Origin of the sequence: Microcoleus sp. LEGE 07076, assembly GCF_015207455.1 — a bacterium.
In the GTDB taxonomy this organism is placed as follows: domain Bacteria; phylum Cyanobacteriota; class Cyanobacteriia; order Cyanobacteriales; family Microcoleaceae; genus Microcoleus.
In genome coordinates, this window is record NZ_JADEWV010000136.1 from 1 (window position 1) to 16,941 (window position 16,941).

Consider the following 16,941-nt stretch of genomic DNA (forward strand, 5'->3'; position numbering starts at 1 on the left):
GCGATGCCATCTGAACAGGAAACAAACGCGGCTTTTAGGCGCTTCCAGACATCAGTCAAAACCATAGCAACCTTTATTTTGCTGCTATTGGTACTGCCCCTGAATCTCGCTTTAACAGCGATCGCCCTCCTGAGATCCATTATCCTCAAACCGTTTCAGTCTCGAACGATCGCGGACTCTCCCCAAACGATTTTGATTAACGGCGGCAAGACGACCAAAGCATTACAGCTAGCGAGATCCTTCCATAAGGCCGGTCATCGGGTAATTTTGGTTGAAATCCACGAATACAGGCTGATGGGTAATCGATACTCTTGGGCAGTCGATCGGTTTTACACAGTACCAAATCTCCAGGCAGAGGAATACCCTCAAGCACTCTTAAAAATTGTCCAACAAGAGGGAGTTAATGTTTACGTTCCGGTCAGTAGTCCAGAGGGCAGTTACTACGATGCCAAAGCCAAAAAGGTACTTTCTCCTCACTGTACGGTAATGCAGCTAGATGTCGAAACTCTGGAACGTTTGGATGATAAATATGAGTTGGCCACCGCCGCCGAAGCGTTGGGGCTGCGAGTTCCGAAGTCCTACCGCATTACTAATCCCCAACAAGTAATCGATTTTGATTTTAGTGACGCACAGCGTCCATATATTATCAAAAGTATTCCCTACGATTGTGTCCACAGGTTTGATCTCACTAAGTTACCCTGCGCGACCCCAGCAGAAACAGCCGCTTTTGTCAACTCATTACCAATTTCCGAGAGTAAACCTTGGATTATGCAAGAGTATATTCCAGGGCAAGAATACTGCACTCACAGTACCGTCCGTAACGGTCATATTCAGTTGCACTGTTGTTGCAAATCATCGGCGTTTCAGTTGAATTACCAGAATGTCGATCGCCCGGATATCGAAAATTGGATTCGTCAGTTTGCCAAGAGTCTCAATCTGACAGGACAAGTTTCCTTTGATTTCATGGAGGCGGCGGATGATGGAGAGATTTACGCGATCGAATGCAACCCGCGCACCCATACAGCCATCACGATGTTTTACAACCATCCCGATGTGGCAAAAGCTTATTTGGAACCGGACCCTTTACCGCAGACAGTGCAGCCTTTGGCATCTAGTCGCCCGACTTACTGGATTTACCAGGAAATTTGGCGATTGGTGACTCATTTGTGGTCGCCAAAGTTAGTTTATGAGCGATTACAAATTATCGCCCAAGGCAAAGATGCCATCTTCGAGTGGGACGATCCGCTGCCCTTTTTCATGGTGCATCATTGGCACATTCCCTTGTTGTTATGGGGAAATTTGCGTCAGCCGAAAGAGTGGATTAAAATTTATTTTCATAGTGGAATAATTCTGTAAATAGGGGGAGATTGAGTATGTCAGTATTACGGGTTTTGCATTTAGTCGGAGCGGCAGACAGTGAATTCTACGATAAATTGTCGCGCTTTTATGCCCCATATTGTCTGGAGCAAACTGCTAATCCAGCACTCTATGAATTTCACATAGCCTATATTTCTCCCGGTGGCCAATGGCGTTTTCCCACCTCTCTCGATCAAGGTGCGATCGCGGCGGCTAATCCCATGTCTCTAGCGGGCGCTGTACAGGTGCTGACAGAGCTAAAGATTGACGTAATGGTACCGCAGATGTTTTGCATCCCCGGCATGACTCAATACCGAGCCTTGTTCGATCTGCTGAATATTCCTTACGTGGGTAATACCCCAGAGGTGATGGCACTGACTGCTGACAAAGCTAAGGCTAAGGCAGTAGTAGCGGCCGCTGGGGTAAGCGTACCGTTGGGAGAAGTTGTCCGCGCGGGCGTGAGACCTTCGATTGATTTTCCGGTGGTGCTCAAGCCACTGAATGCGGATAATTCTCTGGGAGTTGCCTTAGTTAAAAATGCTGCTGACTATGATGCGGCTTTGCAGACAGCATTGACTCATTCAGAGGAAGTGCTAGTAGAAAAATTCATTGAATTGGGTAGAGAAGTTCGCTGTGGGATTATTGTCCAAGCGGGCTCGCTAGTCTGTTTGCCGCTGGAAGAGTATCCTGTAGATCCTGATACCCAACCGATTCGGACTTATGCCGATAAGCTCCAACAAAATGACGATGGTAGCTTGACTGGTTCCACTAAAAATAGTACCAGGCCGTGGGTAGTTGACAAGAGCGATCCGATTACGGAGACAGTTTGGGCCGAGGCCAGAAAATGCCACATCGCTTTGGGCTGTCGCCACTACAGTTTATTTGATTTTCGCATCGACCCCGATGGAAAACCTTGGTTCTTAGAAGCGGGGCTGTACTGTTGTTTGGCCGAAAAAAGCGTGATTGCGGTTATGGCCAAAGCATCAGGAATTTCTCTGGATACTTTGTTTCAGAGTATGCTGCAAAACGCCTTATGTGAAATCCCAAATAACTAAGAAATTAGGACACGGCAGTGCCGTTTCCCTACAATATTATTTTGGGTAGGGACACGGCAGTGGCCATAGGTGTCAACTTAAGGTCAAACCCAGTCATAGACTGTTGTTTGACTATTAAATCTAGATCCCCCCTAGCCCCCCTTAAGAAGGGGGGGACAAGAGTCTTCTCAAAGTCCCCCTTCTTAAGGGGGATTTAGGGGGATCTAGACTCAGGTGAAAATCAGATTTCTCAGGGCTTTCAGGCTTAAGTTGACACCAATGGGCACTTCCGTTTCCCTACAATATTATTTTGGGTAGGGACACGGCAGTGCCGTTTCCCTACAATATTATTTTGGGTAGGGACACGGCACTGCCGTGTCCTCTTTATCATTCTAAAATAGGAACAGACTTGTTGCCATCTTTGAGCAAGTAGGGTGCGTCGCCATCTATAATCTGCGATTTATATCAAATATCTCGCAGCGACGCACCCTACGGATCAACAGAGTAGCTTTCAGATTTAGTCGATCGGCGCGATCGGTATTTTGATATTATGGGTAAAATATTATACCAAACTTTACTTCCTATGTCAAGTCTTTTCCGTATTTTACGGAAAGTCCTTGTGCCATTTTTGAGCTTTCCGCATACTAATCACCAGACAGAGGAAACCACAACATGATCCAAACCATATCTAAAACAATCACGTTTGATGAGTTCGTTGCTTGGTATCCAGAGAACTCTGTCCATAAGTACGAACTACACAATGGAGTAATTGTTGAAATGCCTTTAGGAACCGGCCGTCATTCCCGCGTTATAGGTTTAACCAGGGACGAAATCAGCGCAGAAATCAGGCGACTGAAATTGCCTTGCTTTATCCCCGGCGACTGCCTGCTCAAACCCGTCCGCAACGAGGCGGGCTACCTGCCAGACGCCGTTGTCCCGGACGAAGCAGCTCTCACAAGAGAAGCGCGCTGGGATAGGGAATCCATCATCGCGATGGGGTCTTCGGTGCGACTGGTTGTAGAGGTCGTCAGTACCAACTGGCGGGACGATTACCATCTCAAATTCGCCGACTACGAAGAAATGGGCATCCCCGAATACTGGATTGTGGACTACCTCGGTTTGGGCGGCCGCAAGTTCATCGGTACTCCCAAACAACCCACACTATCGGTTTGCCAGTTGGTTGACGGCGAGTATCAGGTAAAACAGTTTAAGGGCGATGACACAGTTGAGTCGCTGGCTTTCCCAGAGTTGAGGTTGACGGCCGAGGTGATTTTTCGAGCCGGTTTGCCTCCAACCGAGCCGAGCTAGAAGGAATGGGGGGCGATCGGGTATTAAAAGAATATCAAATCGGGTACAAAAGGACACCAGTTTTGTGACAAATCGGAGTTTTGTACCAAGTGCTGTTTTGTCGGGACGGGCGATCGGACCAATATCAGCTACAGTCTAATTTGTCAATTGTACTCTGTACATTGTGTCATCTTTTAGATTTCCGCATACTAATCGCTAGACAGAGGAGACCACAACATGATCCAAACCATATCGAAAACAATCACGTTTGATGAGTTCGTTGCTTGGTATCCAGAGAACTCTGTCCATAAGTACGAACTACACAATGGGGTAATTCTTGAAATGCCTTTAGGAACCGGCGACCATTCGGAAGTTACTGGTTTCATCTCCGGTGAAATCCATTTTGAAATCAGGCGACTGCAATTGCCTTACTCCATCCCTGGTGACTGCTTACTCAAGCTTTCCCGTGACGAAGCAGGTTATCAACCAGACTTAATAGTCCTAGACAAAACCGCACTTGCAAATGAACCACGCTGGAAAAAAGAATCAATTATCACGATGGGGTCTTCGGTGCGACTGGCTGTAGAAGTAGTCAGCACGAACTGGCAAGATGATTACCTGGTTAAAGTAGCTGATTATGAAAGATTAAGTATCCCGGAATATTGGGTTGTGGATTATGCTGCTTTGGGCGGCAGACGCTTCATTGGCAATCCGAAACAACCTACTATTTCGGTTTACCAGTTGGTTGACGGGGAATATCAAATCAGCCAGTTTCGGGGAAATGACATAGTTGAGTCGCTGGCTTTTCCAGAGTTGAAATTAACGGCCGAGAAGATATTTCTCGCTGGCTTGCCGAACTAGCGAGTTGAAATTATGCAAAGGGCGATCGAAGATTGGATGATATATAGTAGCGGTTTCAACCGCCGAATCATCAAGGGATGGCTTGCACGCGGGTGGTCAGAAACCGGGTTTTTTCGCGTTTCTGTCGCCCTAACGAAGTATTCTGGTAAAAACCCGGTTTCTTGGGTTTTGGTGCGTAATTCCCCGATCGCATCCACCGACACATTGCAATTTATCAAATTGTGTGATAGCATAAAACGTTCTCAAAAATAGCGCAACAGCAACTAATTACTGCATGGCAACGAAGCCAACGATCGCATTTACTCACCTCGGCTGCGAAAAAAATCGCATTGATACCGAACACATGATTGGCTTGCTGGCTCAAGCAGGCTATGAAGTCGATTCTAATGAAGAATTAGCCGATTATGTTGTAGTCAATACTTGCAGTTTTATCCAAGCTGCGCGAGAAGAATCAGTCCGCACCCTGGTAGAATTGGCAGAAGCTAATAAAAAAGTAGTCATCACTGGCTGCATGGCACAGCATTTTCAGCAGGAATTGCTGGATGAATTGCCCGAAGCCGTCGCAATTGTCGGCACTGGTGATTATCATAAAATCGTCGATGTGATGCAAAGGGTGGAAAAGGGCGATCGAGTTTCTCTCGTTTCTAGTGAACCAACTTACATCGCTGATGAAACTACTCCCCGCTATCGCACAACATCCGAAGGTGTCGCTTATCTGCGAATCGCCGAAGGCTGCGATTACCGCTGTGCTTTTTGCATTATCCCGCACTTGCGCGGAAATCAGCGATCGCGCACGATCGAATCTATTGTCGCTGAAGCTAAGCAATTAGCCTCCGAAGGGGTAAAGGAAATTATCCTAATTTCTCAAATTACCACCAACTACGGCAAAGATATTTATGGCGAACCGAAACTAGCCGAACTGCTGCGGGCTTTGGGTAAAGTAGATGTACCTTGGATTCGGATGCACTACGCCTATCCCACGGGTTTGACTCCCCAAGTTGTCGAGGCCATCTGCGAAACGCCAAACGTTCTGCCATACTTGGATTTACCCCTGCAACATTCCCATCCCGAAGTTTTGCGATCGATGAATCGACCTTTTCAAGCTGGGATCAATGATGCCATAGTCGATCGGCTCAAAGCAGCAATTCCCGGTGCGGTAATGCGGACAACTTTTATAGTTGGCTTCCCAGGCGAAACAGACGAACACGCAGCACATTTGCTGGAATTTGTCAAGCGCCACGAATTCGATCACGTCGGAGTATTCACATTTTCCGCCGAAGAAGGCACCCCAGCCTACAGCTTGCCAAATCAACTTCCAGCCGAAAAAATGGAAATTTGGCGCAATTCGGTAATGGCGGCACAACAACCTATATCATTGAAAAAGAATCAAGAGTCTGTAGGTCAGGTAGTTGATGTCCTGATCGAACAAGAACAACCAGAGACAGGTGAGTTGATTGGTAGATCCGCCCGATTTTCCCCCGAAGTAGATGGACTAGTCTATGTGACAGGAGAAGCACGGCTGGGATCGATCGTACCTGTGAAAATTACGAGTGCAGATGTATACGACCTCTACGGTCAAGTCGTCGCATTGAAGATTTGAGATTTAAGTTGCAGCATAGAATCTGGGAACTCGAACTAGGCTCTAAAATCTGGGTATGTCGAAAACTTAAGTAAGCGAAAGGGTATGTGTTTTTTGCCCGGGTCAAGTCTAAGTGTTGGTACAACTGTCGCCTGAGACGGTGTGGCGAACAAAAACCGGACGCCACCCAAAAAATGATTGGCCGAACGCGGGGCAAAAGTAACGGTTAGTGCAAAATTGTGCAAAGATATATATCAAAGGGGCTGTCAAATTTTTTACCTCATCTGGTGGCAATCGACCCGCCCGTCGGGGTGCGGTTATCTCTACAGAACGATCGGAAAATTTTAACGAATTTAATGTTTTGTTTCTGAATGTAAAGAGTTATGATAGTAACAAGCCAGAAATAAGCGGGGAAAATTTGAGATTGCTTCGCCGTCCGCCCTACACCACAACGGTATACCGAAAGAGTGTTGAGATGGATAGGCGGTAACGGTAGTCGAAAAACGGATACAAGCCGCTGACGCCAGAAGTAGAAAGATCAAAATTTTAGACTGAAAGCTCTATCTCCCAGATTCATCTGTGGAGTAAATCTAAAATCTAAAATCTAAAATCTCAAATCGACTGACGGTCGCTGCATCCCCAGCTCAACCCCGCAGGCGACGGATTGCGGGATAGCGCCTGAACTAACAAACCTGTAACTACTACTATGTAGTGCAGTTCAGTGGGGCTGGTCATCATCCTCACTATAAAATGCCCGCGTAGGGAAAGCTCGCAAGTACCTCAAAGGAAGTCCAATGTACTATTTTAAGAATGTTGGAAGTCGATAACCCGATCGCTGGCGGTTGGTATCGGTGATGTCACAAAATCAAAGACGGCTGTCGAATTGGTAAATTAGTCACCATCGACGGAGCTGCCCTATACTCGATTGCTATTTAAAAAGGTGCGCGCAGGCGCAGCACCACAAAGAACTCAGAATGAGTTCCTGCCGCCGAGCAGAAATCCGCATCCGAGTTGGGCAACTTAGAAGGCTAAGACTCGTTATTAGGAGCATTAATGAATTTATTGTTTGAAGGCTTAGGTCTTTCGGAAGAACTCGTTCTCCATCTGGAAACACTAGGCTTTACAGAACCTACTCCGATCCAAGTACAAGCCATTCCGCACCTGTTAGCAGGTCGCGACGTTGTGGGTCAAGCCCAAACAGGAACTGGCAAAACAGCAGCATTCTCGTTGCCCATCTTGGAGCGGATTGATTTAGATGTAACAGCAGTGCAAGCACTGGTGCTGACACCGACCCGCGAATTGGCGATGCAGGTAACTGAAGCCATCCGCGATTTGAGCGGTATCAGCAACAACGGCCCGGTAAAAGTGGGTCGCTCTGTGCAAGTTCTGACAGTGTACGGCGGTCAATCGATCGATCGGCAAATGCAGCGCTTGAAGCGTGGCGTTCACATAGTTGTCGGTACACCCGGACGCATATTGGATATGCTCAGTCGCGGCAGCCTGAAACTAGACAAATTACAATGGCTGGTTTTGGACGAAGCTGACGAAATGCTCAGCATGGGCTTTATCCAAGATGTGGAAAAAATCTTGGATGCAGCACCGAAAGAACGTCAAACGGCATTTTTCTCGGCGACGATGGAAGCTTCCATTCGGAAATTGGTAGCGCGACATTTGCGTAACCCAGTCAACGTCACCGTCGAACAGCCAAAAGCAACGCCGAAGCGGATCAGCCAAGGCGTGTACATGATTCCTCGGGGTTGGTCGAAGGCAAGAGCTTTGCAGCCAATCCTAGAAATGGAAGACCCGGAATCAGCGCTGATTTTTGTGCGGACTCGGCAGTCGGCGGCGGAACTCACCAGCCAACTGCAAGCTGCAGGTCACAGCGTTGACGAGTATCACGGTAATTTGAACCAAGCACAGCGGGAACGCTTGCTGCACAGGTTCCGCCAATGTCAGGTGCGCTGGGTAGTGGCGACTGATATCGCGGCGCGGGGCTTGGATGTGGATCACTTGACTCACGTAATTAACTACGATCTACCCGACAGCGTGGAAAGCTACGTTCACCGGATCGGCCGCACGGGCCGGGCCGGCCGGGAAGGAACCGCAATTACGCTGATCCAACCGGTGGATCGCCGTAAATTGCGCTTGATTGAACGCCACGTGCGATCGAGCTTGACAGTGCGAAATATTCCGACGCGGGCGCAAATTGAAGCGCGGCAGTTGGAAAAGATGCAGGGAAAAGTTCGCGAAGCTTTGGCTGGCGAACGGATGGCATCTTTCTTACCTCTGGTGTCTGAGTTGTCCGAGGAATACGACTCCCACGCAATCGCCGCTGCGGCATTGCAAATGGCCTTCGATCAAAGCCGTCCGGCTTGGATGGGCGCGGATTACGCTCAACAAGAAGATCCCCCCATTGGAGAAAACAGCGTCAAGCCAATCTTGATCAAGAAGCGGGCTAAGGTTGGTGCGCCTAGTCTTCCTTCTCCTGTTCCCCAAAACAGCTAATTAGTAAGGTGCGCCCGCGCACCTTACTAATTTGTAGGGTGCGCGCTGCGTACCTTTTTTTGATCAGAAAATTGGGTTGAAAACCCTGCGACTTTAGTCTAGGGATGATACCAATTCCGGTTGCACTCATACATGATGTTAACTGTTAACTGTTGACTGTTAACAGTGAATTTGCTATTCCGATGAAGAGAGGATTTGATCTGAAATGGCATTTCTAATCGGAAAGACGCAAGTCCTGACTGCAAACCTGTACGCGGGAATTCTTGGACTGTTGTGTAATATCGTTTCCCGTTGCATCGGAATAATAAAAATAGAGTCAACAGTTAACACTCAACCATGAGTTTTTTGACCCGCCCGTCAACATTCAACAATCAACAGCCAACAATCAGTAGGGGCGGTGCCTGTGAGTGCCCGCCCTCTTAACAGTCAACAGCCAACAGTCAACAGTCATTGTATGAGTGCAACCACAATTGATATAATATTTTAGTTTAACTGCGTGCCAACAATCATCTTTTGCACGCGATCGCCCTTAATTTCCAAAACCAAATTAGAAGCCTTTTGGTCATTGCTGTAAGTCAACCGAGTGGCTCCACCATGCACAGATTGCCACCCGTAACCGTAAGTTTTAACAACTTTTTGGCTGTGATCTCCTACCTTGACACCATCAATTGTCGCCAACTTGGGATTAGTAGTAGAAATTAAATAAACTTTGTCTTCCGATGCTGCTACCGTCAATCCCGAGTAGGTTAACGTGCGAATCTTGCCACCAATTGCAGACTCAGCCGATTTAGTTTCGTCCCGCTGCGGTTTTCCCAACTTGCGTTTAGCTTCTGCTACAGATATCCCCAATCTCACGCCGCTAATCCCCAAGCGCGAATAGTCGATCGCAGCAGGCTTTTGTGTTGCGCTCAGCATTGTTTCTAGAGCGACAACAGTTTGATTCATATCGGCAACAGGGCGAACTAAAGCAGCAAATCCTAACCTGGCAATTGCGATATTGAGTATGATGCCGGCGACGGCTGTTGTGACCAACAATTTTACCATTTTTTTTATAGCTTTATTTGGCAATTTATTCGCGCGATCGCCCGCCAGTTCCGGAGCGATACTAATAATTCCGGCTGCTGAGAATTCGCCCCCTGAACAAGTAATATCAAATCCCGTAGCACCGGCACAGTCAACCGCAGACGCTGCAATCGGAATCGAGCTCATTCATCTGCGTTAATCGGTGTTAATCTGCCTGTATCTGCGGTAAAAAAAAAGAGAATGTATAACCGCAGATGACAATTGATAGACGCAGATTCACACAGATGCACAGAAGAAGAGATATGAATAATTCCGACGTTAACAGATTTGAGATAAATCCCACTCCCAGCGGGACACAAAACCAAGAATATTCATCCCCAACAATATAATTTGTAGAAACCCGGTTTCTGCAGGCTGTTCCCAGCGATCGCCCCGATCGGGCGTTTCTAAGATTTAATCGCCGGAATTGGTGTGATATCCTAACAAAAGCCGTTTCTCCATAAAATCCACAATTTAGATGACCGCAACAGATTCTACTAAACACCAAAAATCTAAAGCCCTGAAACCCGGAAGCCGCCGCCCCGCTAAAGAACTTTGCAGCGAATGCGGTTTGTGCGATACATATTATATCCATTATGTCAAGGAATCTTGTGCTTTCTTAACACAGCACATCGCCGAACTCGAAGAAGAGATTCACGGGCGATCGCGCAATCTCGACAATCCCGACGATTGGTACTTCGGAGTCAATCAAAACATGATGGCGGCTCAGAAAAAAGAACCAATTGAAGGCGCTCAGTGGACGGGAATCGTCAGCACAATTGCGATCGAAATGCTCGAAAAAGGCATTGTAGAAGGCGTTGTTTGCGTCCAAAACACCAAAGAAGACCGCTTTCAACCGATGCCAGTAATTGCTAGAAACCGCGAAGAAATTCTCGCAGCCAAAGTCAACAAACCAACTTTGTCTCCCAACCTTTCAGTATTGGAACAAATTGAAAAATCCGGGATGAAGCGGCTGTTAGTAATTGGCGTAGGCTGTCAAATTCAAGCCTTGCGAACAGTCGAGAAAAAACTAGGTTTAGAAAAGCTCTACGTTTTGGGAACTCCCTGTGTGGATAATGTCAGCCGCGCTGGGTTGCAAAAATTCCTAGATACCACTAGTCGTTCTCCAGATACGGTGGTGTCTTACGAGTTTATGCAAGACTTTAACGTTCACTTCAAACACGAAGACGGTTCTACCGAAAAAGTGCCGTTTTTTGGGTTGAATACTAAGGAATTGAAAGATGTTTTTGCTCCTTCTTGTTTGAGCTGTTTTGATTATGTCAATTCCTTGGCAGATTTAGTTGTGGGCTACATGGGCGCACCTTTTCGCTGGCAGTGGATTGTGGTACGAAATGACACCGGGCAAGAAATGTTAGACTTGGTAGCGGATCAGCTAAACACTCAGCCGGTGATGTCTCAGGGAAACAGAAAAGAGGCTGTTCAGCAAAGCATTCCGGCTTATGAAAAAGGGGTGACTTTGCCGATGTGGGCGGCGAAGTTGATGGGGATTTTTATTGAGAGAATTGGGCCGAAGGGTTTGGAATATGCCCGTTTTTCAATTGATTCTCATTTCACTCGCAATTATTTGTATGTGAAGCGGAATTACCCGGAGAAATTGGAGGCTCATGTGCCCGAATATGCGAAGCGGATTGTCGCGCAGTATAAGTTGCCGGAGTGAAGTGATTAGGAGAGTTTATAATAGATGTTTTGTAGGGGCATGGCATTGCGCTCTTTCCTTGATTCCGGCAGGGGTTTAAACCCCTGCCTCAAAGCTTAAGTCCTTTGAAAAAAACTGAATCAATTATTAGTTTTGTGCAAGATAGCTTTAACTCTAAATTAGAGGTATAAGGTTATGACACTTATAGTGGCACAGAAATACATCAATTTACAAAGGTCGATCGCACTTGCTTGTTGTTGTGCGCTTATAGCATTATCTGGAAATGGAGTGTCAGCGAAAGCAGCAGAAGTGCGATCGTCCAAGAGTAGACGAACATTTGCGGATTGGTGCCGTCAAAAAGCTTCTTTGAGTCCGGAAGCTAAACATACTGTTGAGGTGCTTTTGGAGAAAGCAGGGACTACGGAGTGCGATGCGGCCAATCGCCAACTTTCTAGTCTCACAACACTCAGTCTCAGCCTCAATCGAATCAACGACATCAAACCGGTGGCATCCTTGACTAACCTGAGTGAGCTCGTCCTCATTGAAAATCAAGTCAGCGACATCAAACCGCTAGCATCTTTGACTAACCTGAATTGGCTCGACCTCGACAAAAATCAAATCAGGGACATCAAACCGCTAGCATCCTTGACTAACCTGATGGAGCTTTCCCTCGACAACAATCAAATCAGCGACATCAAACTCTTAAACTCGTTGACTAACTTAATTTGGTTCAGCCTCAGCGGAAATCCGATCGCTCCCAAAACTTGCCCACTCAAGCCAGAGTCTATCTGTAAGTGGGAAGCACCAACTGAAACCCCGATAGATATTCGTTTGGGAGTCCCTCTGTTTCCCGGCGGCGGCCCAATATTTGCACCTGAATTTTCCCGTTAATTGGTGCTATCTTGCTGCCTTCAATTAGGAGTTTTTGAATGCACTGACGGTAATGCTCTAGTCGATCCATTTGACTATTGCCTCCTGAACTGGGTTATGCACAATAAGCTTGACTTGGTGTTGTCTAACCGACGCTTGAGGTAACTCCCGACTGAAAAAAGATTCGCGGCGTTGCGATGGGAACTGCCAAATATAAAGTGCGATCGCCTCATATCTTGCACCATTCTCTATAAGCCTTTTATGGGCCGGCTCTTCGGCCCACCCCACAATCAAACTCACTCTTTGTGGAACAGGAATCTTGCCTGTTCTTGACAATCGTGCAATATGTAAGAACGGCCGATCGCACACCAACATCCTCCCTACAAATCAGCAGCGTGTTCCTTCAACTCGTCCAAAGAAACGTATTCCAAAGTTAAGACATGAGTCGCCGACAAAACCACAAGCGGCGCACATCCAGCATCCATTGCTTCCTTCCAGCGCGCAGCACACAAACACCAACAATCCCCTGGCTTCAATCCCGGAAACTTAAATTCTGGAACCGCAGTGCTCAGATCGTTTCCCCTCCTTTTGGTGAATTGCAAAAACTCTTCTGTTAGTTGAGCGCAAACGGTGTGAGCCCCCAAATCCCCGCCGCCGGTATTGCATTTGCCGTCCCGATAATAGCCCGTCATGGGCGAAGTGCAGCAAGTCTCTAACTTGCCACCAAGAACATTTGTAGCTTCTGTCACGATCGCACTCCTCCACAAAACTCTTCGATCTCATTTTACATCTTAGTTTGACACTCGGGATTGTTAGATAAATTTTTCCATTGCAAAGTTAATAAATTTTTGCCCCCTTCGTTCTACTTCTTGCTGTTTAACTACAATAAATCCTTTACTTTCAAAAAAAACTTTAGCTGTAATGCTGGCCTCTGTAAATAACTTTTTAAGTCTTAATTCTTGGGCTTGCCACTCAATTTGTTCTAAAATTTTCGTGCCGACTCCTTTGCCTTGAAAATCTTTATGACAGTAGAATCGATCGATATGACCATTTCCTTCTAATTCCCCAAAACCTGCAATTGTCTCACCCTCTTCTGCTACGAAAGTAAATTTACTGCTTAAACTTGTAGTCCAACTTGTGATCTCAATATCTTTAGGTGCCCAAGCATCTACTTGTGCTTTTGTGTAATCGCGGATGTTTACTTCGTGTACGGTGTCGTAAAACAGTTTGACAATTTGTTGGGTATCACCGATTTCGTAGGTTCGTACTTTCATCAGAATTAAGAGTTAAAAAAAAGAATGCTACTCTAGATCAGCTCAAAACCATGATAGCGATCTGTCATTTCCTCTTCTAAAATCTAAAATCTAAAATCGACTGACTGACGCAGATTGATGGCGGGGTGTTTGGGATTTTGGGCTAAACTCGCCCCCACAAATCGACTCTAAAAATAATTAGACTCCACCCCTTGACAAGCTCTGCTAGTCTGTGCAACATTAATTATAACAAGTGTTCGATATACTTTTTTTCCAACCTCAGCCGTCAAAAGCTCTTTGTGTATTCGTTTATACTATATCGGATGTTCGATATAGGAATATTTGGTCGATCGCTCTTAAATTTCCGATAACCTAGGATCTAGAATCAAACATCAGAAGATCGATCGACCTATGCCAAAGATAGTTGACCGCGAATTGTACCGCAAAGAACTGCTGAACAAAAGTTTTGAGCTTTTTGCCGAAAAAGGCTATTCCTCAGTCACAATGCGAGAAATTGCATCAGGAATTGGAGTTTCTACAGGCACGCTGTACCACTATTTTCCGAGCAAAGAAAGTTTGTTCGAGCAGTTAATTGAATACTTGAGTTATGAAGATACGAAAGAAGAAGAACTAGCCCAATTGGGAAATCCGCCCACCCTAGGAGAAAGGATTCAAGAAATGATGAATTATCTGGCAAAGAATGAAAGTTATATTATTAAAAGTTTGTTGATAATATTTGATTTTTGTCAGAATAAAAATCGCAAAGATATTGAAAGCAATCAGGCTCTTCAGCAAGCAGGAAAGCGTTACGAAGAGGCAGTGTGTTGCTACTTGGGTGTTTCAGATCCGGCCATTGCTATATTTATCATCAACTCTATTGACGGCTTGCTGGTAAGAAGGTTTTATCAAGGGGAAAGAATATCTTTTTCTGAACAAGCAAATTTATTAAAAGAAATGCTGCTGGCTTATTTAGAAAAAAAAGCACCGCAAATTTAGGAGGAATATGAATTTTCAATCTTTCATCAAGCCAAAAAATAAATTGGTAATGGGACTGGTAGTTGCTGGCGCTGCTATTAGCGTGGGTACAACTTTTTACGGCATTTCTCAGTTTGGATCTTTAGCTAAAAATGCTGAACCTTTACCCGTAGAAACACCCCCGCCCCGAAAAATCACGGCTTTGGGAAGATTGGAACCGCTGGGGGAAGTGATTCGCTTGGGGGTGTCGCAGGCGTTGGATGGCGATCGGGTGGCGAAGCTTTTAGTCAAAGAGGGCGATCGCGTGAAGGCAGGGCAGTCGATCGCAATTTTGGATGCGGGCGATCGGCTAAAATCTGCTTTAGAGGAAGCCAAAGAAAAAGTCAAAGTTGCTGAAGCCAGTTTAGCAAAGGTAAAAGCCGGGGCAAAGTCGGGAGAACTTGCAGCACAATCTGCCACAATTGGCAAGCTAGAAGCCCAATTGCAAGGAAACCAGGCGGCGCAACAAGCAACAGTCGATCGGCTGCAAGCGCAATGGGAAGGAGAAAGGAAAGCACAGCAAGCAACCATCAGCAGAATAACCGCACAATGGCAAGGAGAAAGGAAAGCACAAACAGCCACAATTAGCCGCATAACTGCACAGTGGCAAGGAGAAAAAACTGCACAAACTGCCGCAATCAACAAATTAAAAGCCGAGTCAAACAATGCCGAAACCGAATACCTGCGGCACAAAGAACTTGTTGCTGAAGGCGCTATTTCTAACTCCGTCATGGACAGCAAACGACTGGCATTAGAAACAAGTCGCCAGCAAGTTAAAGAAGCCGAAGCAAATCTCAGCCGCATCAACAGTACAGCAAAACAACAGCTTGAAGAAGCCGAAGCAAATCTCACCCGAATTAACAGTACAGCAATCCAACAACTCAACGAAGCCGAAGCCAATCTTGCCCGAATTAACAGTACAGCAATCCAGCAGTTAGCTGAAGCTGAAGCAACACTTAAGCGCATCAAAAACAGTGGCAGCGAAGAACTAAAAGAAGCCCAAGCAACTCTCGATAAAATAGGCGAAGTGCGCCCGGTAGATATCCAAGCAGCGCAAACCGAAATCAACAGCGCGATCGCCCAAGTCAATCGCGCCCAAACCGAATTAAATCAAGCTTACATCCGCACTCCCAACGCCGGAAAAATCCTCAAAATTCACACCCGCCCAGGTGAAAAAATTAGCGATGACGGCATTGCAGACGTGGGAGAAACCCAGCAAATGGTAGTCGTTGCCGAAGTTTACCAAACCGACATCAGCAAAATTAAGGTTGGGCAAAAAGCAGGTGTTACCAGCCAAGCATTTTCAGGAGAATTGCCGGGAACTGTTAAAGAAATCGGGTTAAAAGTCAGCAAGCAAAATGTGTTCAGCAACCAGCCGGGAGAAAACTTGGACAGCCGAGTTGTGGAAGTGAAAATTCACCTGAATCCTGAAGCTAGTAAACAAGTTGCGGGATTGACAAATTTGCAGGTACAAGTAGCAATTAAAAATTAGGAGATTGAGAAAGATGGGAGAATTGGGACCAGATCCAAGCCGACCTTATCCGATGGTAGACCAGCGCCGGGTTTGCTTTATCAAAAACTTTGTTAAATCGCCCAATATTATTGTCGGTGATTACTCGTACTACGACGATCCGATCGACCCGGAAAACTTCGAGAGAAACGTACTTTACAACTACGGGGGTGACAAATTAATTATTGGTAAATTTTGTGCGATCGCCAGCAATGTCAAATTTATCATGAACGGTGCAAATCACAAACTTGATGGCATTTCTACCTATCCATTTCCAATCTTTGGGAACGGCTGGGAAACGGCGATGACTTTATTAAGCGAACTGCCAAGTAAAGGCGATACTGTCATCGGGAATGATGTTTGGATCGGTTACGAATCGGTGATTATGCCGGGAGTCAAAATCGGCGACGGTGCGATAGTTGCCGCCAAATCAGTTGTAGTCAAAGATGTTCCCGCTTACACCGTTGTCGGCGGAAACCCCGCAGGTTTAATTAAGCAGCGTTTCAGCGATGCTGAGGTGGCGCAACTATTACAAATGCGCTGGTGGGATTGGGAAATTGATAAGATTTCGCGCAATATTAACTTAATTATGCGATCCGATATTCAAGCACTAACTAATGCTGAGTAAACTCGCAAATATAGCAATTTGAAATTAACAAACTGGAGGTTTTTTCATGATTCAAATTGCTTACTTAGTTCTCTGTATTCTAGGAACAGCTTTGCCATATTCCCAGTTTATCCCGTTTCTCTTAGAAAAAGGGTTGAATGTCAACGAGTTCTTTGGACAATTGTTTGCAAATCAAATTTCCGGCTTTTTTGGCATGGACTTAATCGTCTCTTCCGTGGTTTTGTGGATTTTTGTATTTAACGAAGGTTCGCGTCTAAAAATGAAAAACTTGTGGATTTATATTGCAAGTAATTTACTGGTGGGTGTTTCCCTAGGTTTGCCTTTA

General features: G+C 46.0%; 16 protein-coding genes. 12 read left to right on the plus strand and 4 right to left on the minus strand.

Annotation, left to right across the window (positions count from 1 at the left end):
- The 4 genes from IQ270_RS20350 to IQ270_RS20365 all read left to right on the plus strand — a co-directional run.
- On the plus strand, positions 1-1,356 hold a 1,356-nt coding region (locus IQ270_RS20350; protein WP_228056544.1), incomplete at its 5' end, for an ATP-grasp domain-containing protein.
- A gap of 17 nt (positions 1,357-1,373) precedes the next feature.
- Positions 1,374-2,411, plus strand: a complete 1,038-nt coding sequence (locus tag IQ270_RS20355; RefSeq protein WP_193975035.1) for an ATP-grasp domain-containing protein — start codon at positions 1,374-1,376, stop codon at positions 2,409-2,411.
- A 651-nt stretch (positions 2,412-3,062) separates the two neighbouring features.
- On the plus strand, positions 3,063-3,698 hold the full coding sequence (locus tag IQ270_RS20360; RefSeq protein WP_193975036.1) for a Uma2 family endonuclease: 636 nt from the start codon (positions 3,063-3,065) through the stop codon (positions 3,696-3,698).
- Positions 3,699-3,914: 216 nt separating this feature from the next.
- Positions 3,915-4,538: a Uma2 family endonuclease gene (locus IQ270_RS20365; RefSeq protein WP_193975037.1), complete on the plus strand. Its 624-nt coding sequence runs from the start codon at positions 3,915-3,917 to the stop codon at positions 4,536-4,538.
- On the opposite strand, the gene IQ270_RS20370 is transcribed toward IQ270_RS20365, so the two are convergent.
- Positions 4,535-4,771 (minus strand): hypothetical protein, encoded by a 237-nt coding sequence (locus IQ270_RS20370; protein WP_193975038.1) that lies wholly within the window; start codon positions 4,769-4,771, stop codon positions 4,535-4,537. The two genes, IQ270_RS20365 and IQ270_RS20370, sit on opposite strands and share 4 nt — an antisense overlap.
- Before the next feature lie 41 nt (positions 4,772-4,812).
- Here IQ270_RS20370 and rimO point away from each other — a divergent pair, with 41 nt between their 5' ends.
- Together rimO and IQ270_RS20380 are read left to right on the plus strand one after the other, a co-directional pair.
- Positions 4,813-6,138, plus strand: coding sequence for a 30S ribosomal protein S12 methylthiotransferase RimO (gene rimO / locus IQ270_RS20375; protein WP_193975039.1), 1,326 nt, complete (start codon positions 4,813-4,815; stop codon positions 6,136-6,138).
- 1,032 nt (positions 6,139-7,170) lie between these two features.
- Positions 7,171-8,622: a DEAD/DEAH box helicase gene (locus IQ270_RS20380; protein ID WP_193975040.1), complete on the plus strand. Its 1,452-nt coding sequence runs from the start codon at positions 7,171-7,173 to the stop codon at positions 8,620-8,622.
- A 483-nt stretch (positions 8,623-9,105) separates the two neighbouring features.
- Here IQ270_RS20380 and IQ270_RS20385 read toward each other — a convergent pair whose 3' ends face one another.
- On the minus strand, positions 9,106-9,831 hold the full coding sequence (locus IQ270_RS20385) for a hypothetical protein (RefSeq protein WP_193975041.1): 726 nt from the start codon (positions 9,829-9,831) through the stop codon (positions 9,106-9,108).
- 331 nt (positions 9,832-10,162) lie between these two features.
- Between IQ270_RS20385 and IQ270_RS20390 the strand changes: the two genes are divergently transcribed.
- Both IQ270_RS20390 and IQ270_RS20395 read left to right on the plus strand, forming a co-directional pair.
- Positions 10,163-11,362, plus strand: a complete 1,200-nt coding sequence (locus IQ270_RS20390; RefSeq protein ID WP_193975042.1) for a Coenzyme F420 hydrogenase/dehydrogenase, beta subunit C-terminal domain — start codon at positions 10,163-10,165, stop codon at positions 11,360-11,362.
- 174 nt (positions 11,363-11,536) lie between these two features.
- Positions 11,537-12,232, plus strand: coding sequence for a leucine-rich repeat domain-containing protein (locus tag IQ270_RS20395; RefSeq protein ID WP_228056545.1), 696 nt, complete (start codon positions 11,537-11,539; stop codon positions 12,230-12,232).
- Positions 12,233-12,591: 359 nt separating this feature from the next.
- Here the strand turns inward: IQ270_RS20395 and IQ270_RS20400 are convergent, their stop codons facing one another.
- The gene (locus tag IQ270_RS20400) at positions 12,592-12,963 is read right to left on the minus strand and encodes a DUF2237 domain-containing protein (protein ID WP_339384247.1); all 372 of its coding nucleotides are present in this window, start codon (positions 12,961-12,963) and stop codon (positions 12,592-12,594) included.
- A gap of 60 nt (positions 12,964-13,023) precedes the next feature.
- Positions 13,024-13,485: a GNAT family N-acetyltransferase gene (locus IQ270_RS20405; protein ID WP_193975044.1), complete on the minus strand. Its 462-nt coding sequence runs from the start codon at positions 13,483-13,485 to the stop codon at positions 13,024-13,026.
- 390 nt (positions 13,486-13,875) lie between these two features.
- On the opposite strand from IQ270_RS20405, the gene IQ270_RS20410 reads away from it, so the two are divergent.
- The 4 genes from IQ270_RS20410 to IQ270_RS20425 all read left to right on the plus strand — a co-directional run.
- On the plus strand, positions 13,876-14,460 hold the full coding sequence (locus tag IQ270_RS20410; RefSeq protein ID WP_193975045.1) for a TetR/AcrR family transcriptional regulator: 585 nt from the start codon (positions 13,876-13,878) through the stop codon (positions 14,458-14,460).
- A gap of 7 nt (positions 14,461-14,467) precedes the next feature.
- Entirely contained in the window at positions 14,468-15,970 is a 1,503-nt protein-coding gene (locus IQ270_RS20415; protein WP_193975046.1) for an efflux RND transporter periplasmic adaptor subunit, read from the plus strand.
- Between the two features lie 13 nt (positions 15,971-15,983).
- The gene (locus IQ270_RS20420; RefSeq protein ID WP_193975047.1) at positions 15,984-16,616 is read left to right on the plus strand and encodes a Vat family streptogramin A O-acetyltransferase; all 633 of its coding nucleotides are present in this window, start codon (positions 15,984-15,986) and stop codon (positions 16,614-16,616) included.
- A 46-nt stretch (positions 16,617-16,662) separates the two neighbouring features.
- Positions 16,663-16,941, plus strand: a 279-nt coding sequence (locus IQ270_RS20425; RefSeq protein WP_193975048.1) for a DUF2834 domain-containing protein, incomplete at its 3' end; no start/stop codon positions are given.

Excerpts from the sequence above, each read along its gene's own strand:
- IQ270_RS20355 (WP_193975035.1), top strand. The coding sequence starts at position 1,374 with ATGTCAGTATTACGGGTTTTGCATTTAGTCGGAGCGGCAGACAGTGAA.
- IQ270_RS20360 (WP_193975036.1), top strand. The coding sequence starts at position 3,063 with ATGATCCAAACCATATCTAAAACAATCACGTTTGATGAGTTCGTTGCT.
- IQ270_RS20365 (WP_193975037.1), top strand. The coding sequence starts at position 3,915 with ATGATCCAAACCATATCGAAAACAATCACGTTTGATGAGTTCGTTGCT.
- IQ270_RS20370 (WP_193975038.1), bottom strand. The coding sequence starts at position 4,771 with ATGCTATCACACAATTTGATAAATTGCAATGTGTCGGTGGATGCGATC.
- rimO (WP_193975039.1), top strand. The coding sequence starts at position 4,813 with ATGGCAACGAAGCCAACGATCGCATTTACTCACCTCGGCTGCGAAAAA.
- IQ270_RS20380 (WP_193975040.1), top strand. The coding sequence starts at position 7,171 with ATGAATTTATTGTTTGAAGGCTTAGGTCTTTCGGAAGAACTCGTTCTC.
- IQ270_RS20385 (WP_193975041.1), bottom strand. The coding sequence starts at position 9,831 with ATGAGCTCGATTCCGATTGCAGCGTCTGCGGTTGACTGTGCCGGTGCT.
- IQ270_RS20390 (WP_193975042.1), top strand. The coding sequence starts at position 10,163 with ATGACCGCAACAGATTCTACTAAACACCAAAAATCTAAAGCCCTGAAA.
- IQ270_RS20395 (WP_228056545.1), top strand. The coding sequence starts at position 11,537 with ATGACACTTATAGTGGCACAGAAATACATCAATTTACAAAGGTCGATC.
- IQ270_RS20405 (WP_193975044.1), bottom strand. The coding sequence starts at position 13,485 with ATGAAAGTACGAACCTACGAAATCGGTGATACCCAACAAATTGTCAAA.
- IQ270_RS20410 (WP_193975045.1), top strand. The coding sequence starts at position 13,876 with ATGCCAAAGATAGTTGACCGCGAATTGTACCGCAAAGAACTGCTGAAC.
- IQ270_RS20415 (WP_193975046.1), top strand. The coding sequence starts at position 14,468 with ATGAATTTTCAATCTTTCATCAAGCCAAAAAATAAATTGGTAATGGGA.
- IQ270_RS20420 (WP_193975047.1), top strand. The coding sequence starts at position 15,984 with ATGGGAGAATTGGGACCAGATCCAAGCCGACCTTATCCGATGGTAGAC.